Raw genomic sequence first — 22,125 nt, 5'->3', positions numbered from 1 at the left:
TCGGCGGATCAGGTCGGGGTCGACACCCACCCCGGCCTGCTCCGCACGCCGTACACCGCGAGCTGCCGGGCGGCCAACCGCTCGATGACCCGCTCGTCGTGGCGTCGCCACCCGTCGGCGGGGTCGGTGTCGAAGCGGGCGAGCTCCCGCAGCGGCAGGCTGTTGAGGGCCTGCAACGCGAGCAGGTCGTGCCTGCCGGTGTCGCGCAACCGTTGCACGGCAGCGGCTCGGCGGGCGTAGCGGACCCGCAGCGGCAGCCAGGTGACCAGCAGGAACGCCACCGGCACGGCGATCAGCGCGATGGTCAGCCACAGCGCGCCGGTCTCCACCGCCTCGATCTGGGTGTTGCCCGCGTCGACCAGCGTGCCGCCCGCGTCCCGGCCCCGGTCCAGGGCCTCCCCCAGCTTCCCGCCGACCAGCGGCACGTCACGGGCCTTCGCCGCGGCGTCGGCGAACGTGTCCCGCAGGCCCCCGCCCGCCCTGGTCAGCCCGTCGCCCGGCGCGCGCAGCGCCAGCACCACCTCCCGCGCGGCCAGGGCCACCGTGACCCAGAACCACACCCACGCCACCGCCAGCAGGTCGGCGACGACCTGCCGCGCCAACCGCCCCAGCCGATCCGCGTACCACTTCATGCCCGAAGCAATACCAGCTCCCACGCCGGAACCGGGGGACTTGGCGCGCAGTAGGGTCGGAGCAGTGGGGACGAGGTTCGGCGATCTGCTGCGAGGGCACCGGCGGCGCGCGAAGCTGACCCAGGAGGAGCTGGCGGCAGGCTCCGGGGTCAGCATCCGCGCCATCAGCGACATGGAACGCGGTCGGGCCAGGGGTCCGCAGCGGCGCACGGTGGAGGCGTTGGCCGGGGTGCTGGCGCTGACGCCGGAGGAGCTGCACGCCCTGGCCTCCGCCGCGAAGGAGGGCCGCGCGCGGCGGCAGCCGGTGGTGGGGACGCCGTGCGCGCTGCCGCCGGACGTCACCGACCTGACCGGGCGCGAACCGGCGTTGCGGGCGCTCGCCGAGGCCGCCGGGACGACGCCGGTGATCGTCGTGCACGGTCCGCCGGGCGCGGGCAAGACGAGCCTGGCGGTGCGGGCCGGGTACCGGTTCGCGGAGCGGTTCCCCGACGGGCGTTTCTTCTTCGACCTGCGGGGCATGGACTCGCGGCCGGTGCACCCGGTGGAGGTCGTGCACCGGGTGCTGTCGGCGCTCGGCGTGGAGGACCCGCCGGCGGGCGAGGCCGAGCGGTCGGACCTGTACCGGGAGCTGCTGCGCGAGCGGTCCACGCTGATCGTGCTGGACAACGCCGCCGACGAGGCCCAGGTGCGCCCGCTGCTGGCCACCGGCAAGGGATCGCTGGTGCTGATCACGTCCCGGCAGGTGCTGGGCGGGCTGGCGGCGGTGGCCCGGCTCGGGCTGGACGTGCTCGGGCCGGCCGAGTCGGTGGAGCTGCTGGGCGTCATCGCCGGACCGGACCGGGTGGCGGCCGAGCGGGAGGCGGCCCGGCAGGTGGCGGCGCTGTGCGGGCACCTGCCGCTGGCGCTGCGGATCGCGGGCAACCGGCTGGCCGGGCGTCCGAAGTGGACGGTGCGGTACCTGGCGGACAAGCTGGCCGACGAACGGCGCAGGCTGTCCGCGCTGACGGCGGGCGACCTCCAGGTGCGCACCGCGTTCGAGATGTCCTACCGGCAGCTCGGGGCCAAGGCCGCGCTGCTGTTCCGCCGGCTGTCGCTGGTGCCCGGCGCGTCGTGGACGCCGGAGCTCGCGGCGGTGGCGGCGGACGTCGACCGGTTCACCGCCGAGGACACGCTGGAGGAGCTGGTGGACATGAGCCTGCTGGACAGCGCCGAGACGCCCGGCCGGTACGCGTTCCACGACCTGCTCCGGGTGTTCGCCGGGGAACGGCTGGTGGACGAGGAGCCCGACCACGAGGAGGTCCGGCGGCGGCTGGTCGGCCGGCTGATCGGCACGGCGGTCACCGCGGCGGGGTTCTTCGGCCCGGATGCCCGGGACACGCCGGCGGGGTCGCTGCGCGGCCGGGAGGACGCGGACGCGTGGCTGACCGCCGAGACGTCCAACTGGCTGGGTGGGCTGCGGTGGGCCGCCGGGCACGGGATGCACCGCGAGGTGCTGGACGTGGCGACCGCCGTGCACTGGTACTCCGACCAGCGCGGGCGCGGCGAGACGTGGGTGGAGGTGTTCACCGCCGGGGTCGCGGCGGCGCGGGCGTTGGGCAGCGTGCGGGACGAGGCCGTGCAGCTGAACTTCCTGACCTGGACGCTGTGCGTGCTGCTGCGCCGACCGCGGGAGGCCCTCGCGCTGCACGGGGAGGCGTGGTCGGCCGCCACCGCGTCGGGTGACGTCAAGGAGCAGGCCTGGGCGATGCACTACCGCGCCGCGTCCGAACTCCGGTCCGGCGACCTGGCGTCGGCGAAGGAGAGCGCGGGACGGGCCCAGGCGTTGTTCCGGCGGGCCGGGTACGTGCTGGGCGAGCAGATCTCGCTGTCGTGCCTGGGGCTGGTGCTGCACGGGCTGCGCCAGTACGACGAGGCCGTCGAGGTGCACCGGCGGCTGCTGGCGAACGTCCGGTCGGGGGTGCTGGAGCTGGCCCCGGTGATGGCCGAGGAGATGCAGGCGAGCCTGCTGGTGCGGACCGCGGACAGCCTGGCCGAGCTGGGGCGGTGGTCGGAGGTGTTCGAGGCGGCGACCGAGGCGTTGCGGCACTCGGTCGCCGCCACCGCACCCAGCAGCACCTGCGACTCCCGGCACCTGCGCGGGTTGGCGCTGTGCCGGCTCGGCGACCTGGTCCAGGCGCGTGCCGAGCTGGTCGAAGCGGCCGAGCTGCTCGTCGAGCACCGGCACCACCGGTTGGCCTCGGTGCTCGACGTGCTGGCCGAAGTGCACGGCGACCTCGGTGACCCGGACGCGGCGGGTGAGTGCCGCTCGCGGGCCGCCGAACTCCGGTCAGCCGATCGGTGAGGCGTTGCCGGCCATCGCCGTGGGTCCTTCCGTGACGCTCGTCGGGGGTCGGCTCGAGTCAACCCCCGAAACCCTTGCGACACCACGCAGAACGACCGGCAGAAGTACACCGCGGTCCGGTGCGCGGCTGTGCCGGGTCATGCTCAGTCGACGACGGCGAGCGCGTCGATCTCCACCAGCAGGCCGGCGGGCAGGCCCACGTAGACCGTGGTGCGCGCGGGGAACGGCTGCTGCGTGACGATCTCGTTGTAGACCTCGTTCATCTCGCCGAAGTGGGACGTGTCGGTGAGGTAGACGCGCAGCATCAGCACGTCGTCCAGGGAAGCGCCGCCCGCCTCCAGCACGGCGGCCACGTTGGCCAGCGCCTGCCGGGTCTGCTCGGCCACCGTCTCGCCGACGATGGCGTTGGTGGCGGGGTCGAACGCGACCTGGCCCGCGACCTGGAGCACGTTGCCCTTGCGGACGCCCTGCGAGAACGACGCCACCGGCTTGGGTGCGTTCGCGGTGCGGATCTCAGTCTTGGCCATGCTTCTGCTCCTGTGGTGGTGGTGGGTGGTTGCCTCGGCCCGCCGAAGCCGGCGAGGTCGCTCGGGGGATCCGGCGGTGCTAGTCGCGGGGGGACCAGCCGCACTCGATGGACGCGGCTCGTGCCGTGGCCAGCAGGTCCGGGAGGTGGCCGATGAGGCCGTCGAAGTCCAGCATCACCTTCGGCACGGACATCGACACGGCGGCGAGCACCTCGCCGCGCGAGCCCCTGATCGGTGCGGCGACGCAGTGGATGAAGTCCTCGTGCTCGGCGTTGTCCACCGCGTAGCCGTGTTCCCGGACGCGGTCCAGCTCGGCCAGGTACGCGGCGGGCGTGGTGATGGTGTTCGCGGTCAGCGGCACGTAGTCGATGGTCTCCGCGACCTCGCGGCGGCGGGCCTCGGGCAGGTCGGACAGCAGGACCTTGGCCACGGCCGTGCAGTGCAGCGGGGCGCGGCGGCCGATGCGGGAGTACATCCGCATCGGGTGCGTGCTGTCGTACTTGTCGATGTAGATCACCTCGCCGCCCTCGTAGGACGCCAGGTGGACGGTGTAGCCGAAGCGGGCGTTGAGGTCGCGGAGGGCGGGTTCGGCGGCACGGCGCACGTCCCGTTCCTCCAGCGCGCGGTTGGCCAGGTCGAACAGCGCGGTGCCCAGGCGGTAGTGGTGCACGCCGTCGCGCCGCACGAACCGGTGCGACTCCAGGGTGCGCAGCAGCCGCAGCGTGGTGGACTTGTGCACCTCGATGACGGCGGACAGCTCGTCCAAGGTCTTCGCGCCGGTCGCCAGCTCCCCCATCAGGGTCAACGCCCGGTCCAGGCTCTGGCTCATCCCACTCTCCTCAGGTGCGCGGCGGCCCACGTCGGCGGATCGGCGTCCAGCAACGGCCCGGTCACCTCCGGCGGCAGTGGTTCCCCCACATCCTCGCTGGTGAGCAGCGCCGCGGCGGCTTGGAGGTGGCCGGCGCGCAGCCGACGGGTCGGCGGCAGGCCCGCGAGGTGCGCGGCGAGGTACCCGGCGGCGAACCCGTCACCGGCCCCGACCGGCTCCACTACGTCGACCTTCAGCGCCTCCTGGTAGGTGAACTCCCCGTCCTCCACCAGGGTCGCGCCCTGGTGGCCCTGCTTCACCACGATGCTCGACGGGGTCGGCAGCAGCGCCCGCAGCTTGGTCGGGTCACCCGTGCCCCACACCGCTTCGGCCTCGTCCGCGCCGGTCAGCACGATGTCGGCCGCGTCGGCGAGTTCCAGCAGCACGGACGGGTCGCGGTCCGGCCACAGCGCCGGCCGCCAGTTGAGGTCGAACGACACCAGGTGGTCCCGGCGCCGGGACAGGACTTCGCGCAGCAGCCCCAGGCAGCTGTCGGACAGCGCGGCGGTGATGCCGCTGACGTGCACCAGCCGCACGCCGTCGAGCGGGAGCCGGTCCAGCAGGTCCGGTCCGAGGGCGGAAGCCGCCGAACCGCGCCGGTAGTACCGGACGGGGCTGCCCGCCGCGTCCGCTTCCTTCACGTAGAGACCGGTGGGCCGGGTCGGGTCCACCCGCACGCCGGACACGTCCACGCCCGCGCCGCCGACGAAGTCGAGCACGGCACCGCCGAACGCGTCGTCCCCCACCGCGCCCACCCACCGGCTGCGCAGCCCCAGCCGCGCCAGGTGGATGGCCACGTTGGACTCGGCGCCGCCGATGGCCCGCGTCCAGGTGCGCGCCGCGCGCACCGGACCGGGTTCGGCGGGCACCAGCACCACCATGGTCTCGCCCAGGCACACCACGCCGCCCGTTAGGTCGAACCGCATCCGCTCCTCCGAGCCCTTTGATTGACGAGGCGGCAGCCGAATGTTACACAGATCAGCATCACATCGCGCAATAGCCGTTGCGATATACGCAACGTGAGGAGCGAGACAGTGGACATCGACCGCGACGCCGTGGCCGCGATCCGTCGGGAGCACGTGGACTGGCGGTTCAAGGGCCTGCCCGCGAGCACGTTCGGCACGTCGCTAGGCGAGGTGGCCGACCGCCGGCTGGACCTGTTCGCCGACGGCTTCGTCGGACCGCTGGTCGTGCTGGACGCCGCCGCGCTGGAGCACAACCTGGCCACCATGTCGGCGTGGTGCGCGGCGCGCGGCGTGCTGCTCGCCCCGCACGGCAAGACGACCATGGCACCGCAGCTGTTCGCCCGCCAGTTCGACCACGGGGCGTGGGCGATCACCGCCGCCAACGTCAGCCAGCTGCGCGTCTACCGGGCGTTCGGGGTGCGGCGCGTGCTGCTGGCCAACCAGCTCGTGGACCCGGCCGGGCTGGCGTGGCTGGCCGCGGAACTCGCCGCCGACCCGTCGTTCGAGTTCACCTGCTGGGTGGACTCCGTGGCCGGGGTCCGGCGCATGACCGAGGCGCTGGGTTCGCCGGAACGCCCGGTCGACGTCCTGGTGGAGCTGGGTGCGCCCGGCGGGCGGACCGGCGCCCGCGACCTGGCGACGGCGGTGGAGGTCGCGGAAGCCGCCGCGCAGAGCCCGGCGCTGCGGCTGGCCGGTGTCGGCGGGTACGAGGGCGCTTTGGCGCACGACGCCTCCGCGCCGGCGCTGTCCGCTGTGGACGGATACCTGGGCGTCCTGCGCGAACTGGTCTTCCGGATCAGGGACCTGTTCGAGGTGGACGAGCCGATCGTCACCGGAGGCGGCAGCGCGTACTTCGACCAGGTGGCGGCGGCGCTGACCGCACCGTGGCCGTTCCCGGTGCGGCCGGTCCTGCGCAGCGGCGCGTACATCACCCACGACGACGGCTTCTACCGGGGGATCTCGCCGCTGGGACGCGGGGCGGGTGAGCAGCCGTTCCGGTCGGCGCTGCGGGCGTGGGCGCAGGTGACGTCCAAGCCGGAGCCGGAGCTGGCGCTGCTGACCATGGGCAAGCGGGACGCGTCGTTCGACGAGGGCCTGCCCGAACCGCAGGTGGTGCGCGGTCGGGACGGCGTGGAGCGACCGGCCACGGGTGTGGTCACCGCGCTCAACGACCAGCACACGTTCCTGCGGCTGCCCGCCGACTCCACGGTGGAGGTCGGCGACTGGGTGGGCTTCGGGCTCTCCCACCCCTGCACGGTGTTCGACAAGTGGCAACTGCTCCCGGTCGTCGACGGCACCACCGTGGTCGACCTCGTGCGCACGTACTTCTGAGAAGGGACGACGGCGTGGACATCGTCTTCAAGGGCGCGCGGGTGGTGGACGGCACCGGCGCGCCCGGCTACCGGGCGGACGTGGGCGTGCGGGACGGCCGGATCGCCGGGATCGGTTCGGTGAGCGGCCTGCGGACGGTCGACGCCGACGGCCTCGTGCTCGCGCCCGGCTTCATCGACATGCACTCCCACTCCGACCTCCAGGTGCTGGCCAGGCCCGACCACCTGGCCAAGGTCTCGCAGGGCGTGACGACCGAGGTCATCGGCCAGGACGGGCTGTCCTACGCGCCGGTCGACGACGACGTGCTGGCCGCGCTGCGCGCCCAGCTCGCCGGCTGGAACGACGACCCGGCCGGTTTCGACTGGGACTGGCGGACGGTCGGCGAGTACCTGGACCGGCTCGACCGGGGCATCGCGGTCAACGCCGCCTACCTGGTGCCGCAGGGCACGCTGCGGATGCTGTGCGTGGGCTGGGACGACCGGCCGGCGACCGAGGCCGAGCTGGACCGGATGCGGTCCGTGCTCGCGGAGTCGTTGGCACAGGGCGCGGTCGGCATGTCGTCGGGCCTGACCTACACGCCGGGCATGTACGCGGGGGTGGACGAACTGGTCGCGCTGTGCCGGGTGGTCGGCGAGCACGGCGGGTTCTACAGCCCGCACCACCGCAGTTACGGCGCGGGCGCGCTGGAGGCGTACGCCGAGATGGTGGACGTGTCGCGGGAGTCCGGCTGCCCGCTGCACCTGGCGCACGCCACGATGAACTTCGAGGTGAACCGGGGACGCGCGGGCGAGCTGTTGTCGTTGCTGGACGACGCGATCGCGAAGGGTGCGGACATCACCCTGGACACCTACCCGTACCTGCCGGGCGCGACCTACCTGTCCGCGCTGCTGCCGAGCTGGAGCGGCGAGGGCGGTCCCGACGCGACGCTGGCCCGGCTGTCCGACGTGGACACCCGGGAACGCATCCGGGTGGAGATCGAGGAGACCGGGTCGGACGGGTGCCACGGCGTGCCGGTCGACTGGGACACCATCGAGATCAACGGCGTGCGGAAGGCCGAACACGCGCACCTCGTCGGGCACAGCGTGGCGGCGTCCGCGCGGACCGCCGGGAAGTCCCCCGCCGACCTGTACTTCGACGTGCTGATCGCCGAACGGCTCGGCACGTCGTGCCTGATGCACGTGGGCCACGAGGAGAACGTGCAGGCGATCATGCGGCACCCCGCGCACACCGGGGGCAGCGACGGGCTGCTGGTCGGCGACCGGCCGCACCCCCGCGCGTGGGGCACGTTCCCCCGCTACCTGGCGCGGTACGTGCGCGAACTCGGCGTCCTCGGCCTGGAGGAGTGCGTGGCGCACCTGACCGGACGCGCCGCCGGACGCCTGCGCCTGACCGACCGGGGGTTGGTGAAGGAAGGCTTCGCGGCGGACCTCGTGCTGTTCGACCCTGACTCGGTGGCGGACACCGCGACCTTCGACGAGCCCCGGCAGGCCGCCGCGGGCATCCCGTACGTCCTCGTCAACGGCGTGCCGGTGATCGACGACGGCAGGCGCACCGACGCCCTGCCCGGCCACTCCCTGCGAAACACCCGGAGCCGCGCATGATCGACTGGTTGCAGCACTCCACCGGGGGGCTGCTCACGCTGTCGGCGCTGAGCATCGCCCTGCTGCTGGTGCTGATCATCAAGGTCAAGGTCGAGCCGTTCATCGCCCTGCTGGTGGTCGGCCTGCTGGTGGCGCTGGCCGCCGGCCTGCCGGTCGAGAAGCTGGTCGGCTCCGCCCAGAAGGCCTCCGGGTCGCTGCTGGAGAACGGGTTCGGCGGCATCCTCGGGCACGTGGCCGCGATCATCGGCCTCGGCACGCTGCTCGGCGCCATCCTGGAGGCCTCCGGCGGCGCCGAGGTGCTGACCCGGTCGCTGCTCAAGTCGTTCGGCGAGAAGCGCGCGCCGCTCGCGATGGGCCTGGCGGGCCTGATCTTCGGCGTCCCGGTGTTCTTCGACATCGGCATCTTCGTGCTGGCACCGCTGGTCTACGTCGCGGCGAAGCGCAGCGGCCGGTCGATCGTGCTGTACGCGCTGCCGTTGCTGGCCGGCCTGTCCGTGATGCACGCGTTCATGCCGCCGCACCCCGGACCGGTCGCGGCGGCGGGTCTGCTGCACGTGTCGCTGGGCTGGATCATCATCATGGCGCTGGCCGTGGCGATCCCGGCGTGGTTCATCGGCGGCGTGATCTTCTCGGCGTGGGTCGGCAAGCGGATCGTCGTGCCGGTGCCGGAGGAGATGCTGGCGGCGGCGGAGAAGGTCCGGGGCGACGAGTCGCGTGACGAGCCGCCGTTGTCGCTGGTGCTCGGGATCATCGCGGTGCCGCTGGTGCTGATCCTGTCCGGGACGTTCGGGAGCATCCTGCTGCCCAAGGGTTCCACGGTGCTCGGCGTGTTCACGTTCCTCGGCACGCCCGCCGTCGCGTTGACCATCGCGGTGCTGCTGGCGTTCTGGCTGCTGGGGTACCGGCGCGGCATGACGCGGGCGCAGGTCACCGAGCTGTCGGCGGCCTCGCTGCGACCGGTCGCGATGATCCTGCTCGTCGTCGGCGCGGGCGGGTTCTTCGGCGCGGTGCTGTCGGCGACCGGCGTGGGCAACGTGCTGGCGACCGAGCTGTCCGACCTGGGGCTGCCGGTGATCGCACTGTCCTACGTGATCAGTTGCGGTATGCGGATCGCGCAGGGCTCGGCGACCGTGGCGATCGTGACCACGACCGGCATCGTCGCACCCGTCGTAACCGAACTCGGCTACTCGCAGCCGCAACTGGCGCTGGTGGTCATGGCGATCGCGTCCGGTTCGATCATCGCCTCGCACGTGAACGACGGCGGGTTCTGGATCGTGTCGCGGTATTTCGGCTTGTCGGTCAAGGAAACCCTGCAGACGTGGACGGTGCTGGAGACCATCCTGTCCGTGGTGGGGTTCGCGGTCGCGGCACTGCTCAGCCTCGTGGTGTGACCACCGCGCGCCAGTGCCCCGCCGGACTCCTTCCGGCGGGGCACTGGCATCTTCGAGGGGTTGTTCAGGGGGTCTTCGAGGGTCTTGCGCGCGGTCTTCGGGAGTCTGCAAGGGTTCTTCGAGGAGTCTGCAGGGACTTCGCGAGGTCCTGCTCAGACGCCGGCCTTCCTGCCGTCCGGCTTGGCCGCGAACCACACGCCGCCCACGCCCTGACCCTTGGCCTCGCCGCACACCTTGTCGTCGGCGAACAGGTAGAGCGGCCAACCCGCGACGGTGACCTGCTTCCTGCCGTCCGCCCGGAGCACGGTGCCGACCAACGTCCGGTCCACGCCCTGCACCGCGAAGTCGTCCGACTCGGCCACCAGCGGCGGCCACTTCACGGCGCAGTCGCCGTTGCAGTTGGACAGGGAGGGGTTGGCGGTGTCCTTGTCGAAGCGGTACAGCGTCATGCCGTCCTTGTCGGTCAGCACGGTGCCGAGGTCGCCCACCGACGCGGTGGTCAGCGCCAGACCGGTGGCGGCCTTCGCGGCCTTCTTGCCGTCCGGCGCGGCCACGAACCACGTGCCGCCCACACCCTGCCCCTTGGCCTCGCCGGGCGCGGCGTCCTGCGCGAAGCGGTACACCGGCCAGCCGCCCACGGTGAGCTGCTTGGTGCCGTCGTCGCGTTGGACGGTGCCGACGAGGACCTTGTCCACGCCCTGCACCTCCACGTCGGCGGAGGTCGCGAGGGCGGGCGGCCACTTGGCGGCGCAGTCACCGTCGCAGGTGGACAGTGATGGGTTCGCGGTGTCCTTGTCGAAGCGGTACAGCGTCAGGCCCTCGCCGTCGGTGAGCACCGTGCCCAGGCCGGACACGACCGCGGTGGCGAGCGCGGGGCCGTCGGCTGCGGCGGCATCGGGTGTTTCCTGTTCCGCCACAACGATTCGCGCTTCCTGGGCGGTGGGATGAGGCGCGCCGGCCTGCGTCGCCTCGCCGCACGCGCCGAGCAACGCGATCCCGATGAGGGCGGCAGTCCCGAGAACGGCCGCACGAGTGCGGGTCATGGTGAACCTCCTTGGGGTGATCGCTCACATCCGCTGCGGCAACCGACTGCCACCAACACGGACGGCGCGCCGAGGAGGTTCACCCGTCGTCGGTCCTCTTCCCGCCCGGTCGGTGCCGGGCCGGCGAAGAGGCCGGTGCGTCAGCTGCGCCGAGCCGCCTGGAAGCCGGCGAGGTAGGTGCGCAGGCCGCGTTGGCCGTTGCGCATCATCAGCTCGTGGTTGGCCTTGAGGAACGGGCGGCCGATCAGCGCGAGGGTGCGCAGGAGCGGTTTGCGGACCGTGACCTCCTGCTCGTAGACCAGCCGGGAACCCCTGCCGTCGGGCAGGATGCGCCAGCTCGCCGTGCCGTCCAGGTCGCCCACCAGGTCGGCCTTGAGCACCCCGGACGCGCGCTCCTTGGCGTTGTGCCAGGTCTGGAAGACCAGGTCGTAGGGCAGCAGGGACCGGCAGCGCAGCTCGGCGGCGTGCTCGGCGATCTGCCGCGCCTCCCGGACCTCCGGCCACCACTGCGGGTAGCTGCCCAGGTCGGCCAGCACGTCGAACATCTCACCCGGCGGGAGGGCGGCCTGCCAGACGCTGCGGAAGCGGTACGAGTTCAGCCGCCCGGATTTCGGCTGCTCCGATTTCAACAGCACCGATTTCAACAGCCCGGTCTTGAATCGCACGGTCCTCACCAGCACGGTCTTCAGCGGCACGTTTTTCAGCGGCGTGGTCTTCAGCGGCATGGCCAAGATGGTCGTCCAGGGCGAACGGCCGCACCAGTGAGCCATTCGGGGGACTCCGGAACCGGCTCGGCCCGCCGGGTCGTCGACTCGGCGGGCCGGCTGGGTGCGCGGTGTCGGCGGTGTTCGCGGGGGTCAGCCCGCCGCCGCTGCCGTGCTGCCGGTGCCCAGGACCTCGCGCAGGAACTGGCCGGTGTAGCTGTCCTCGTCGTCCGCGACCTCCTCGGGCGTGCCCTCGGCGACGACCATGCCACCGCCCGAGCCGCCCTCCGGACCCATGTCGACCACCCAGTCGGAGGTCTTGATGACGTCCAGGTTGTGCTCGATCACGATGACCGTGTTGCCCTTGTCCACCAGGCCGTTGATCACGCCCAGCAGCTTGCGGATGTCCTCGAAGTGCAGGCCGGTGGTCGGCTCGTCCAGGATGTAGACGGTCTTGCCGGTCGAGCGCTTCTGGAGCTCCGACGCCAGCTTCACCCGCTGCGCCTCGCCGCCGGACAGCGTCGGCGCGGGCTGGCCCAGCCGGACGTAGCCGAGGCCGACGTCGACCAGGGTCCGCAGGTGGCGGTGGATCGCGTTGATCGGCTCGAAGAACGCCGCCGCCTCCTCGATCGGCATGTCCAGCACCTCGGAGATGGTCTTGCCCTTGTAGTGCACCTCCAGGGTCTCCCGGTTGTACCGGGCGCCCTTGCACACCTCGCACGGGACGTAGACGTCCGGCAGGAAGTTCATCTCGATCTTGATGGTGCCGTCGCCCGCGCACGCCTCGCAGCGGCCGCCCTTGACGTTGAACGAGAACCGGCCCGGCTGGTAGCCGCGCACCTTCGCCTCGGTGGTCGCCGCGAACAGCTTGCGGATGTGGTCGAACACGCCGGTGTAGGTGGCCGGGTTCGAGCGGGGTGTGCGGCCGATCGGCGACTGGTCGACCTGCACCAGCTTGTCCACCTGGTCCAGGCCGCGGATGCGGGTGTGCCGGCCGGGCACCTGGCGCGCGCCGTTCAGCTTGTTCGCCAGCACGGTCGCCAGGATGTCGTTGACCAGCGTCGACTTGCCCGAGCCGGACACGCCGGTCACCGAGACCAGGCAGCCCAGCGGGAACGACACGTCGATGCCGCGCAGGTTGTGCTCCCGCGCGCCCACCACGGTGAGCTGCCGCTTCTTGTCGACCTTGCGGCGGCTGGCGGGCATCGGGATCTGCTTGCGCCCCGCCAGGTACGCCCCGGTGATCGACTCCTTGTTCTTCAGCAGCTCCTTGTACGGGCCGCTGTGCACCACCTTGCCGCCGTGCTCGCCGGCGCCCGGACCGATGTCGACCACCCAGTCCGAGGTGCGGATGGTGTCCTCGTCGTGCTCGACCACGATCAGCGTGTTGCCCAGGTCGCGCAGCCGGGTCAAGGTCTCGATCAGCCGGTGGTTGTCCCGCTGGTGCAGCCCGATCGACGGCTCGTCCAGCACGTAGAGCACGCCGACCAGGCCCGACCCGATCTGGGTGGCCAGCCGGATGCGCTGCGCCTCACCGCCGGAGAGCGTGCCGGACGCCCGGTCCAGGGACAGGTAGTTCAGGCCCACGTCCAGCAGGAAGTGCAGCCGGGCCTGGATCTCCTTCAGCACCGCGCCCGCGATCATCGCCTCGCGCCTGGCCAGCTTCAGGCCGTCCAGGAACTCCGAGCACTCCGCCACCGACATGGCGCACACCTCGGCGATGGACTTGTCGCCCTTGCGCCCGTGGTGCAGCGTGACGGCCAGGATCTCCGGCTTGAGGCGGGTGCCCTGGCACACCGGGCACGGCACCTCCCGCATGTAGCCCTCGTACTTCTCCCGCATGTACTCGGACTCGGTCTGCTCCTGGCGGCGCTCCAGGAACGGGATCACGCCCTCGTAGTTCGCGTAGTACGAGCGCTCGCGGCCGTACCGGTTCTTGTACCGGACGTTCACCTGCTCGGGCACGCCGTGCAGGATCGCCTTCTGCACCTTCGCGGGCAGCTGCCGCCACGCGGTGTCCATCCGGAACCCGATGGTCAGGCCGAGCGCCTCCAGCAGCCGGGTGAAGTACTCGGCGGTCTGCCCGGACGCCCAGGGCGCGATCGCGCCGTCGGCCAGCGACAACTCGTCGTCCGGCACCACCAGCTCCGGGTCGACCTCCTTGCGCACGCCGATGCCGGTGCACGTCGGGCACGCGCCGTAGGGCGAGTTGAACGAGAACGACCGGGGCTCCAGGTCCTCGATCGCCAGCGGGTGGCCGTTCGGGCAGGCCAGGTTCTCCGAGAAGCCCCGGACGCGGCCGGGGTCGTTCTCCGGCACGTCCACGAACTCCAGCTCGACCAGGCCGTCCGCCAGCCGCAGCGCGGTCTCCACCGAGTCGGTCAGCCGCTGCTTCGAGCTCGCCTTGACGCTGAGCCGGTCGATCACCACCGCGATGTGGTGCTTCTCCTGCTTCTTCAGCTTGGGCACCTCGCCCAGCGCGTAGACCACGCCGTCGACCTTCGCGCGCGAGTAGCCCTGCGACTGGAGGGTGGAGAACAGGTCCAGGTACTCGCCCTTGCGGCCCCGGATGACCGGCGCGAGCACCTGGAACTTGGTGCCCGCCGCCATCGCCAGCACCTGGTCCACGATCTGCTGCGGGGTCTGCTTGGAGATCGCCTCGCCGCAGGTCGGGCAGTGCGCCTTGCCCGCGCGGGCGTACAGCAGCCGCAGGTAGTCGTAGACCTCGGTGATGGTGCCGACGGTCGACCGCGGGTTGCGGCTGGTCGACTTCTGGTCGATGGACACCGCGGGCGACAGGCCCTCGATGAAGTCGACGTCCGGCTTGTCCATCTGGCCGAGGAACTGCCGGGCGTACGCCGAGAGCGACTCGACGTAGCGGCGCTGGCCCTCGGCGAAGATCGTGTCGAACGCGAGGCTGGACTTGCCGGAGCCGGACAGGCCGGTGAACACGATGAGGCTGTCCCTCGGCAGGTCGAGGTCCACGCCCCGCAGGTTGTGCTCGCGCGCGCCGCGAACGACAAGGCGGTCAGCCACAACGGTTCCCTTCGGTATTCGGCCATCCCCGAACAGACGTTCGAAAAGCGTACTGGACCACCACGACAGACCTGTCGGGCAGGGCGTGCACCATGGTAGGGACCACCACCGACGAAGTCGGCGGCAGAACCCGCACCGGCGAACGGGTCGATCCATCCGCGATCGTGCGCCAACGGCTCTACCGGTCGGTAGTGAACGCCCCTAGGCTGGGACGATAGGCCATTCGGCCGCAGACGTCGGGGATGAGGTGCCCATGAGCTTCGCTGATGCCGCCCAGGTCCGGTCCTCCGGAACGAGCGTACCCGCGCCGCGCGAGCAGTCCGCCGCGGCGCAGGACGCGGTCGCCGGACTCGCCGAGGCGGAACGGGCGACGGAGCAGCTGTACGACCTGGTGGCAGGCCTTGACCAGGGCGGACTGCGCGGACCGAGCCTGCTGCCCGGCTGGAGCCGGGCGCACGTCGTGACACATCTCGCACGCAACGCCGACGCCCTGGTCAACCTGCTGACGTGGGCCAAGACCGGGGTCGAGCACCAGATGTACCCGAGTCCGGCGGACCGGGACGCGGACATCGCCCAAGGCGCGGCCCGGCTGCCCCAGCTGCTGCGGGCCGACCTGGACGCGGCCTGCCAGCGGTTCGCCACGGCCGCCCGCGAGCTGCCCGCGACGGCGTGGGAGGCGGAGGTCGCGCACCCGCGCACCGGGCCGTTCCCGGCGCACCGGATCCCCTGGCTGCGGCTGCGCGAGGTGTGGATCCACCTGGTCGACCTGGACTCCGGCGTGGGGTTCGACGACCTGCCGGAGGACCTGGTGGAGACGTTCCTGGAGGAGGTCGTCGACCAGTTCGCCGAGCGCGCCGACGTGCCCGCCGCGCGGCTGGACGTGACCCTGCCGGACGGCCGTCAACGCAGCTGGACGCTGACCGGGGCGGGCGAGCCCGAGGTGGTCGGCGGCACCGCGGCGGCGGTGTTGGGCTGGCTGACCGGCCGCCAGAGCGGGGCGCTGCTGAACGGCACCGCGCCGACGCTGCCCAAGTGGCTCTGAGCGGCGTGCAGGCGGGCGGCGAGCAGTAGCCGCACCAGGACCGGGCGGGAGCCGGCGGTGAGCGCCCGGAACGCGGGGCGTTCGACGAACTTGGTGAGCAGCCAGCCCAGGACGACCGCGAGGCCGAGGAACGTGACCAGCTCCACCCACGGCCCGAACCGCGCGACCTCGGCCATGGCGACGTAGCCGATCTCCTGGTGCACCAGGTACACGCCGTACGAGATGCCCGCGAGCCACCTGATCGGGCGCTGGAGGACGCGCAGGGGCCGGATGTCCCAGTCCGGTCCCTTGGCGCACGCGGCGATGCCGACCAGCAGCACGCCGAGAGCGACGGTGGACTCGACGTCGTCGCTGTGGGTGGCCTGCGCGGCGAGCGCGGCGAGCAGCAGCGCCGTCAGGTGCCCCGTGCCGAGCCGCCCCTTCGACCAGAGCCAGATGGCGACACCGGCGGCGAACAGCTGCGCGCGGTGGATGCCGAGGCCGTCGTAGAAGGTGCGGACGACGCCGGGCTCGTTCGTCCAGACGCGGAGCACCAGCGGGCCGACCACGAGGGTCCACAGGAGGACGCGCAGGCCGTTGCCGCGGACCCGGGAAGCCAGGACCGCGCCCGCGATGAAGCCGGTGACCTGCACGGGGAGCGTCCAGTAGGAGAAGTCGACCAGGCGGGCCTCGGGGAACCAGTTCTGCAGCATCAGGACGTTGACCACCAGGTCGCGGGGCTCCAACCGGCTCCAGCCCTCCGGGGCGAGCCGGGTGAGGACCAGGTAGGTGAGGGTGGCCGCGACGGCGTACGGGGGCAGCAGGCGGGCGAGCCGGTTGCGCAGGAAGCGGGCGGGTTCGCCCTTGGCGAGGGAGGCGCAGGCGAAGAAGGCGGAGATGACGACGAGCGTGCTGGCGCCCATCTCCAGGGAGACGGTGAAGACGGGGGAGCCGAGCTCGCTGTGGACGGATGGACCGGCGTGGGTGGCGTGCTGGAGGAGCACGGCCGCCACGGCGAGGACGCGCAGGACGTCCCAGTTGATCCGGCGAGGTTTTGGCACGAGAGCGAGTTACCCAGTTCAGAGCGTATTCAAATGAGGTCGTGGGTCCGAGCTTGATCGTTACCAACCCTATTGGACGAACCTGTAGCGACCCTGAAGGGTGCCGCTTCGACTACCGTCGGGGTCCGTGGACGTACTAGAGGACTACACCGGGCACGTCGCGCCGAACGGCCCGGCCACCCGCCGCACGCTGGCAGAACTGACCATCACAAAGGTCTCGGTGGGGCCGATGGACAACAACGCCTACCTGCTGGTGTGCCGGGCGACGAACGAGGCCCTGCTGATCGACGCCGCCGCCGACCCGTCGCGCCTGTCGGACCTGATAGGCCACTCCCTGGAACGCCCACGCCTGAAGACCGTCGTCACCACCCACCGCCACCCGGACCACTGGGGGGCGCTGGGGGCGGTGGCGGGAGCGAACGGCTCGAACACCGTGGCGCACGCCTTGGACGCCGACGTGCTGCCCGTGCCGCCGGACCAGTTCGTGGAGCACGGCGACACCGTGGCGGTCGGCCGATCACCGCTGACGGTGATCCACCTGCGCGGCCACACCCCCGGCTCGATCGCCCTGCTGTACCGCGAGCCGGGTGGACGTGCGCACCTGTTCACCGGCGACTCGCTGTTCCCGGGTGGGCTGGGGAAGACCGGGTCGCCGGAGGACTTCGAGTCGTTGATCAACGACGTGTCGACGCGCGTCTTCGACGAACTGCCCGACGACACCTGGGTGTACCCGGGACACGGCGACGACACCACCCTCGGGGCCGAACGTCCCCACTTGGACGAGTGGCGCTCGCGCGGCTGGTGAAGTGAAGGATCTCCCACACGCGGCCGCCTGACTCATCAGGCGGCCCGTGCCGTTGGCGCATCGCGACGGGCCGCCCCGAATGCCACCGGCCGAAGTGCCGGCAGCACCAGCGCCCGACTTCACTGGGACGCCACCTGGAACACGGGACAAGCAAGACCAACTCCGAGAAGGCCGCCATGGACCGTTTCCGTCATCGTCACTGAACGCGACCAGCAGGCGCTTCGCTTCATGAATATATTCTCCAGTCGCATACCCACTATGCCGCCATCTCGACGACCCGTCGAAACAATTCCGCAACAGAGGTGCGTCGACCGTCTACACCAGAAGGCGACGAACTATCGGAACCCTCGGTCACCCGTACCACCGGTAGTCGCAGTTCGGTACATTGACCCCATGACCAACCATCCCGTTGTGGATATCTACACCGATGGCGCTTGCAGCGGCAACCCGGGACCGGGCGGATGGGGTGCAGTATTGCGGTACGGCCCGCATGAACGCGAACTGTACGGCGGCGAAGCCGCCACCACTACGAATAACCGCATGGAGTTGATGGCTCCCATCCAGGCGCTTGAAACCTTGACACGTCCGTCGGTCGTGCGGATCTACACGGACAGCGCCTACGTCAAGGACGGCGTCACGTCCTGGATGCCCAGGTGGAAGACCAACGGCTGGCGAACCGGCAGGAAGGAGCCCGTGAAGAACATCGACTTGTGGCAGCGCCTCGACGAAGCGCTGAGACCACACGAGGTGGAGTGGCACTGGGTGAAGGGGCACGCTGGTCATCCGGACAACGAGAGAGCGGACCGGTTGGCAGCCAGGGGCGTGTACGAGGTGTCTGGACTGGACGTGGACGACACGCCCCTGCGCCGGAAGGCCGGTCGACCGCGGACTCCCACGACTCCCGGGCAGCTCTGTCGAGCCACCACTCGAACGGGCCAGCAGTGCTCGACCACAGCACGCCCGTCGGGGCTCTGCCACGTGCACGATCCCGAATTGCAGTGCGGCGCTCCACAACCCAACGGAAAGCGCTGCACGGTCGCCAGCGGCGGTGGGCGCTGCGTTCATCACCAGGCGACGAGCACAAATGTCGATAGTGGGCTTTTCACCATCGACCCCACACCGACGGACCGATCGTAGGATCAAGGCGTGGTTGTAGCCCCAACCGTGAGAGCACCTTCGTCGGCACCCGAGGAATCGCGACGCCAGGATCTCGCGTGACGTGGGCGCTCGACCTGAGTATGCCGATCAAAGTCGGCGTGACGGTGACGCCTCCGCCGACCGCCCAGGACAGGCCGGAGGTGGCGGCCGAGAGATTGCGCGCTGAACGATGAGTCGCACGAGACGACCAGGCACAACCTGCAGACGTCGAGTGCCGGCCCCCGTGCGCACGCGATGCACCAAGCCCGGGAACGGGGAATCTGTTACCCCCCTGAGGCGACTCACTGTTCCCGCGTTGGGTGGGTAAGACCAGTTCGCCGGAGGACTTCGATTCTTTGATCAACGACGTGTCGCCGCGCGTCTTCGCCGAACAGCCGGACGACTCTTGATTCCATCTGTGGTGGGGTCGGATCACCCCCGCTGCCAGCCGAGACCGCCACGCCAGAGCGAGGTCGAGCGGTCCTGCTTCTCATACCTCGACGATCTCGACCATGCCTTCGAGTCCTGCGAAGTCCTTGGCACTGCGCGTGTAGAGCGGCAGGCCGCGTGCGGAAGCGATGGCGGCGACCATCAGGTCCAGGCGGCGCGGTTTCGGGTTGCGGTTCGCTTCGAGGGCCAGCGCCACGAGCGTGCCGAAGCGAGCCGCGGCCTGACCGTCGAAGGGCAGCGGCTCGAACTCGCCGATCGCCGCACCCAGCTTCTCGGTCCGCGCGGCGCGCGATGCGGCGTCTTTGGCCATCGCCACGCCCTGGTGCAACTCGGCCAGGGTGATCGCGGTCAACTCGGGGATTTCCGGCAGCACCGCCGGGTCCAGCAGTCCGAGGTCGATGTACGTGCAGGTGTCCAGTACGCCCGACTCGTGCCGGTCAGCCACGGCTGCGCTCCCACGGATCGTCGTCACCGATCCGGTCTGCTGAGCCGAACGACTCGTCGGCTTCACGCCGCATGAGGCCGTGATCGACCTCCGGCAGCTTCCTGTGCCGCTCGACCAGTTCCTCCGCGGTCGGACGCCGACGACGGGGCAGCGGGCGGACCTCGGCAATCAACACACCGTTGCGGGTGACGTGGTACGTCTCCCCCGCTTCGACCGCGTCCATGACCGCGGCGGAGTTGTTGCGGACCTCCCGCTGGCTGATCACCTTCACAGCCCGATTGCAGCCTTCTGTAGCACAGTGGGCTACAGGAGCTGTACCTACGCGGTTGGTGAGTTGATCGATTCGTCGAACAGGGCCGCTCGTCGGGCGGGCCCCGATCCGGCGCATGATCGATGTGAATCCTGAGCCTATCGACACTCGTGGTGCGCGATTGAATTTGGTCCACCCGAACGAGTGCTCTGTCGACCCGTTCGGCCGTGTCGAATGTCGACCCCTGTGACTAGTTTCGAGCCGATGGGGAGAACGAAGAGTCGGACCAAGAAGATGCTCTGGCGCTTTTGGGGGTACTTGGTTCTGGCGGCTGCCGTGTACGTGTGGTTGGGCAACGACACCAACATCGTTGTCGCCTTGTCACTGTCCGCATTGTCACTGCTGTACATGCTGTTCGCCGCGCCCATGTGGTGCATGGCGCCCAACACCACTAACGGAAAGCCGTGCAGCAACAACGCGCACGGGCTGCTCATCGGGTGCTGGATCAGGAAGCACAAGTGGGAGAAGCTGAAGATGGTCTTCAGGCGCCAACGGTGGGCGGAGTTGTGCCGGCGGTCGTGGTCGTCCATCGGTGCTCAGGCCGCGACAGTCGGCGCAGTGGGCAGCTTCGCCTCCGCTGTCGCCGCGACCATCACTCTGATCATCAAAGCGTGATCACCACCAGCACTGCCTGGCACCAGTCCCCGCAGCTGCGAGGTGCGTCAGCACATCGAGCTACAAGCATTGGGCCACCTGCGCGACCGCACTGCCCCGACGGACGCCCCCGTGGACCTTGTGCCGACCCGTGACGGGTACCGACGCTGAGGTCGGAGGTGGGTTGTGCGGGAGCATGCCGAGGGTGGCGCACGCCGGCGGAAGGTGGCGGCGGGGCGGCGGCCTGGTGTCGTGGGTGGCCTGTTGGGGTTGCAGCGGCAGGTGGGGAACTCGGCTGTTGTCGCGTTGGTCCAGCGGACGCCCGATGCCAAGGTCGTGGCGCAGCGCCGGGGGGTGCTCGATCCGGTCCAGGGGCTGGCCATGCACGACCTGCTGCGTCGGCTTGCCGGCCTGCCCGTCGACGTCCACACCGACTACGACGCCGGGCTCGCGTCGGGCGGACCTCGGTTGGTGTTGGCGATGAAGGCGGTTGCCGCGAGGGGGCGCCCCTGGAACGCGTTCGTGGTCGAGCACTCGTTCAAGATGGACGCCGGTACGGCCGCTTCGCCGTTGCCCGAGGACCAGTTGATCGACATCGTGGCGTTCCTCGGTGGCCCGGCGGACTACCGGGCCCACCTCCAGCTGCCGCAGTGGCCGGAGAAGTTCGCGCTCGCGACCGGGCCGGGCGCACTGCCGGCCGACATGCGGGTGCGGGTCGCCCGGCAGGCGTTGGCCAACCGCGCTGCCGTGCCGATCCGGGCGGACCTCAAGCCGATGCCGGGCGGCGGCTTCCAGTACGCCGGGGACACCGGGGCGTTCCGGTCGCCCTCGGCGTCCCGGTTGGAGCGCATCGCGCGGGACGAGATCCTGCACGAAGGCGGCCCCACGGCCGTCAACACGTTCGACAACAACCGCCCGCCCTTGACGCTGGGAGCCGGTTTCCTCCAGCAGACGGCGATCGGGTGGATCAGCACGTGGCTGGGCGGCGACCCCGCTTCGCGGGAGAAGTTCCGGCTCGCCGGGCTGGACGTCGGGGGCGGGAAGATCCAGGCGTTGCAGGCCGACGGGTCCGTCGTGGAGGGTGCCGCCGCGATGGGCGTGTTCGCCGCCGACGCGCACCTGCTGAGCCTGTTCATGACCACCGGGGAGGATCCCGCCGCCAAGACGAAGGTGGTGGACGCCCAGGTCGCCGTGATCCGCGCCAACCACATCAACGCCGCCGCGCAGGCCGCGGACAAGGCCAAGTGGTCGGACACGGCCATCGCGGTGTGCATGCACATCACGCACTGGCTGCCCGCGTTCGGCTGGGGGGCCAACAAAGACGAATACCTGGCCACCAACGGGGACCTGCTCGCGATCGTCAAGACCTTCGGGCGGCTCGCGGGCGTCACCCGCGGCTCCGGTGCCGTCATCGTGGGCAATGGCGACAACCGCTGCACCACGCCGTTCTCCGGGTCGCACTTCGACGTGTTCGGCGCGGGAGTCGGCCAGCCGGGCGCCGCACGGACGGCGGCGGTGGGGGCGGGCACGAAGATCACCTCGTCGTTGGAGGAGATCGACGAGAGCGAGGACAACAAGGGCCAACTGCTGTTCCGCCTCGGTCCACCGGCCAACCGCACCGCCAAGGTCGACTGGCTGCGCCTGCCCCAACGCTAGGCGGCTGCGGCGGTATCTGTTACACGGCACCAGATCGCGCGGTCGCGCATCGGTCGATCGGTTGATACGCCGGGGTCTGCGGTGGACGTCCGGGCTCGGTCGATGCGTCGATTCGCGGTGGCACCCCGGCCGGCGCGACGAACGCGAGCACGTAGCGCACCGGGACGAACAGCTGGAAGGCGCGTGGCTGAACTCCGGGCCTCGGC

Annotated in this window: 18 protein-coding genes and 3 pseudogenes; 11 read left to right on the top strand and 10 right to left on the bottom strand. The window is 70.9% G+C overall.

Features of this window, described 5'->3' with window-relative positions:
- Positions 1 to 8: 8 nt before the first annotated feature.
- On the bottom strand, positions 9 to 632 hold the full coding sequence (locus FHS29_RS12895) for a hypothetical protein (RefSeq protein WP_184690805.1): 624 nt from the start codon (positions 630 to 632) through the stop codon (positions 9 to 11).
- A gap of 64 nt (positions 633 to 696) precedes the next feature.
- Here FHS29_RS12895 and FHS29_RS12890 point away from each other — a divergent pair, with 64 nt between their 5' ends.
- Entirely contained in the window at positions 697 to 2,973 is a 2,277-nt protein-coding gene (locus FHS29_RS12890; protein WP_312864891.1) for an ATP-binding protein, read from the top strand.
- A gap of 143 nt (positions 2,974 to 3,116) precedes the next feature.
- On the opposite strand, the gene FHS29_RS12885 is transcribed toward FHS29_RS12890, so the two are convergent.
- The 3 genes from FHS29_RS12885 to FHS29_RS12875 all read right to left on the bottom strand — a co-directional run bounded on the left by FHS29_RS12885 (position 3,117) and on the right by FHS29_RS12875 (position 5,294).
- Positions 3,117 to 3,500 (bottom strand): RidA family protein, encoded by a 384-nt coding sequence (locus FHS29_RS12885; RefSeq protein ID WP_184690803.1) that lies wholly within the window; start codon positions 3,498 to 3,500, stop codon positions 3,117 to 3,119.
- 79 nt (positions 3,501 to 3,579) lie between these two features.
- Entirely contained in the window at positions 3,580 to 4,329 is a 750-nt protein-coding gene (locus FHS29_RS12880; RefSeq protein ID WP_184690802.1) for an IclR family transcriptional regulator, read from the bottom strand.
- A complete protein-coding gene (locus tag FHS29_RS12875) occupies positions 4,326 to 5,294 on the bottom strand; it encodes a sugar kinase (protein ID WP_184690801.1) in 969 nt (322 codons plus the stop codon). Before FHS29_RS12875 ends, FHS29_RS12880 begins: the two co-directional genes overlap by 4 nt.
- 108 nt (positions 5,295 to 5,402) lie before the next feature.
- Between FHS29_RS12875 and FHS29_RS12870 the strand changes: the two genes are divergently transcribed.
- From FHS29_RS12870 to FHS29_RS12860, 3 genes are read left to right on the top strand one after another with little or no spacing between them, the layout of a single operon-like run.
- Positions 5,403 to 6,665, top strand: coding sequence for an amino acid deaminase (locus FHS29_RS12870; RefSeq protein ID WP_184690800.1), 1,263 nt, complete (start codon positions 5,403 to 5,405; stop codon positions 6,663 to 6,665).
- A 14-nt stretch (positions 6,666 to 6,679) separates the two neighbouring features.
- Positions 6,680 to 8,266, top strand: coding sequence for an N-acyl-D-amino-acid deacylase family protein (locus FHS29_RS12865; protein ID WP_184690799.1), 1,587 nt, complete (start codon positions 6,680 to 6,682; stop codon positions 8,264 to 8,266).
- Complete coding sequence (locus tag FHS29_RS12860; protein ID WP_184690798.1) at positions 8,263 to 9,657, top strand: GntP family permease; 1,395 nt, start codon at positions 8,263 to 8,265, stop codon at positions 9,655 to 9,657. Before FHS29_RS12865 ends, FHS29_RS12860 begins: the two co-directional genes overlap by 4 nt.
- A 152-nt stretch (positions 9,658 to 9,809) precedes the next feature.
- Here FHS29_RS12860 and FHS29_RS12855 read toward each other — a convergent pair whose 3' ends face one another.
- A complete protein-coding gene (locus FHS29_RS12855; RefSeq protein ID WP_184690797.1) occupies positions 9,810 to 10,700 on the bottom strand; it encodes a hypothetical protein in 891 nt (296 codons plus the stop codon).
- A gap of 140 nt (positions 10,701 to 10,840) precedes the next feature.
- Positions 10,841 to 11,335 carry an SRPBCC family protein gene (locus tag FHS29_RS12850; RefSeq protein ID WP_376774421.1) on the bottom strand — a complete coding sequence of 165 codons (495 nt, stop codon included), beginning with the start codon at positions 11,333 to 11,335 and terminating at the stop codon, positions 10,841 to 10,843.
- 19 nt (positions 11,336 to 11,354) lie between these two features.
- Between FHS29_RS12850 and FHS29_RS38475 the strand changes: the two genes are divergently transcribed.
- Positions 11,355 to 11,465 carry a hypothetical protein gene (locus FHS29_RS38475; protein WP_184690796.1) on the top strand — a complete coding sequence of 37 codons (111 nt, stop codon included), beginning with the start codon at positions 11,355 to 11,357 and terminating at the stop codon, positions 11,463 to 11,465.
- 92 nt (positions 11,466 to 11,557) lie between these two features.
- On the opposite strand, the gene uvrA is transcribed toward FHS29_RS38475, so the two are convergent.
- Positions 11,558 to 14,440, bottom strand: a complete 2,883-nt coding sequence (gene uvrA, locus FHS29_RS12840) for an excinuclease ABC subunit UvrA (RefSeq protein ID WP_184690795.1) — start codon at positions 14,438 to 14,440, stop codon at positions 11,558 to 11,560.
- 253 nt (positions 14,441 to 14,693) lie between these two features.
- Between uvrA and FHS29_RS12835 the strand changes: the two genes are divergently transcribed.
- Positions 14,694 to 15,482 carry a maleylpyruvate isomerase family mycothiol-dependent enzyme gene (locus FHS29_RS12835; protein ID WP_184690794.1) on the top strand — a complete coding sequence of 263 codons (789 nt, stop codon included), beginning with the start codon at positions 14,694 to 14,696 and terminating at the stop codon, positions 15,480 to 15,482.
- Positions 15,483 to 15,586: 104 nt separating this feature from the next.
- On the opposite strand, the pseudogene FHS29_RS12830 reads toward FHS29_RS12835, so the two are convergent.
- Positions 15,587 to 16,522, bottom strand: a pseudogene (locus tag FHS29_RS12830) (acyltransferase family protein); the annotation flags it as partial.
- A 127-nt stretch (positions 16,523 to 16,649) separates the two neighbouring features.
- On the opposite strand from FHS29_RS12830, the gene FHS29_RS12825 reads away from it, so the two are divergent.
- The 3 genes and pseudogenes from FHS29_RS12825 to FHS29_RS36740 all read left to right on the top strand — a co-directional run.
- Positions 16,650 to 17,327 carry an MBL fold metallo-hydrolase gene (locus FHS29_RS12825; protein WP_184690793.1) on the top strand — a complete coding sequence of 226 codons (678 nt, stop codon included), beginning with the start codon at positions 16,650 to 16,652 and terminating at the stop codon, positions 17,325 to 17,327.
- Between the two features lie 393 nt (positions 17,328 to 17,720).
- Positions 17,721 to 18,167 (top strand): annotated as a pseudogene (gene rnhA / locus FHS29_RS12820) (ribonuclease HI); the annotation flags it as partial.
- 593 nt (positions 18,168 to 18,760) lie between these two features.
- Positions 18,761 to 18,871, top strand: a pseudogene (locus FHS29_RS36740) (MBL fold metallo-hydrolase); the annotation flags it as partial.
- Between the two features lie 83 nt (positions 18,872 to 18,954).
- Here the strand turns inward: FHS29_RS36740 and FHS29_RS12815 are convergent.
- A complete protein-coding gene (locus tag FHS29_RS12815) occupies positions 18,955 to 19,359 on the bottom strand; it encodes a type II toxin-antitoxin system VapC family toxin (protein ID WP_184690792.1) in 405 nt (134 codons plus the stop codon).
- Positions 19,352 to 19,630, bottom strand: a complete 279-nt coding sequence (locus tag FHS29_RS12810) for a type II toxin-antitoxin system Phd/YefM family antitoxin (protein WP_184690791.1) — start codon at positions 19,628 to 19,630, stop codon at positions 19,352 to 19,354. The genes FHS29_RS12815 and FHS29_RS12810 overlap by 8 nt, the downstream gene beginning before the upstream one ends.
- Positions 19,631 to 19,873: 243 nt before the next feature.
- Here FHS29_RS12810 and FHS29_RS12805 point away from each other — a divergent pair, with 243 nt between their 5' ends.
- Positions 19,874 to 20,284 (top strand): hypothetical protein, encoded by a 411-nt coding sequence (locus FHS29_RS12805; RefSeq protein ID WP_184690790.1) that lies wholly within the window; start codon positions 19,874 to 19,876, stop codon positions 20,282 to 20,284.
- A 231-nt stretch (positions 20,285 to 20,515) separates the two neighbouring features.
- Complete coding sequence (locus tag FHS29_RS12800) at positions 20,516 to 21,919, top strand: hypothetical protein (RefSeq protein WP_184690789.1); 1,404 nt, start codon at positions 20,516 to 20,518, stop codon at positions 21,917 to 21,919.
- Positions 21,920 to 22,125: the final 206 nt, after the last annotated feature.

It is taken from the genome of Saccharothrix tamanrassetensis, assembly GCF_014203665.1.
Classification (GTDB): domain Bacteria; phylum Actinomycetota; class Actinomycetes; order Mycobacteriales; family Pseudonocardiaceae; genus Actinosynnema; species Actinosynnema tamanrassetense.
This window is presented reverse-complemented; position numbering and strand designations above follow the sequence as displayed.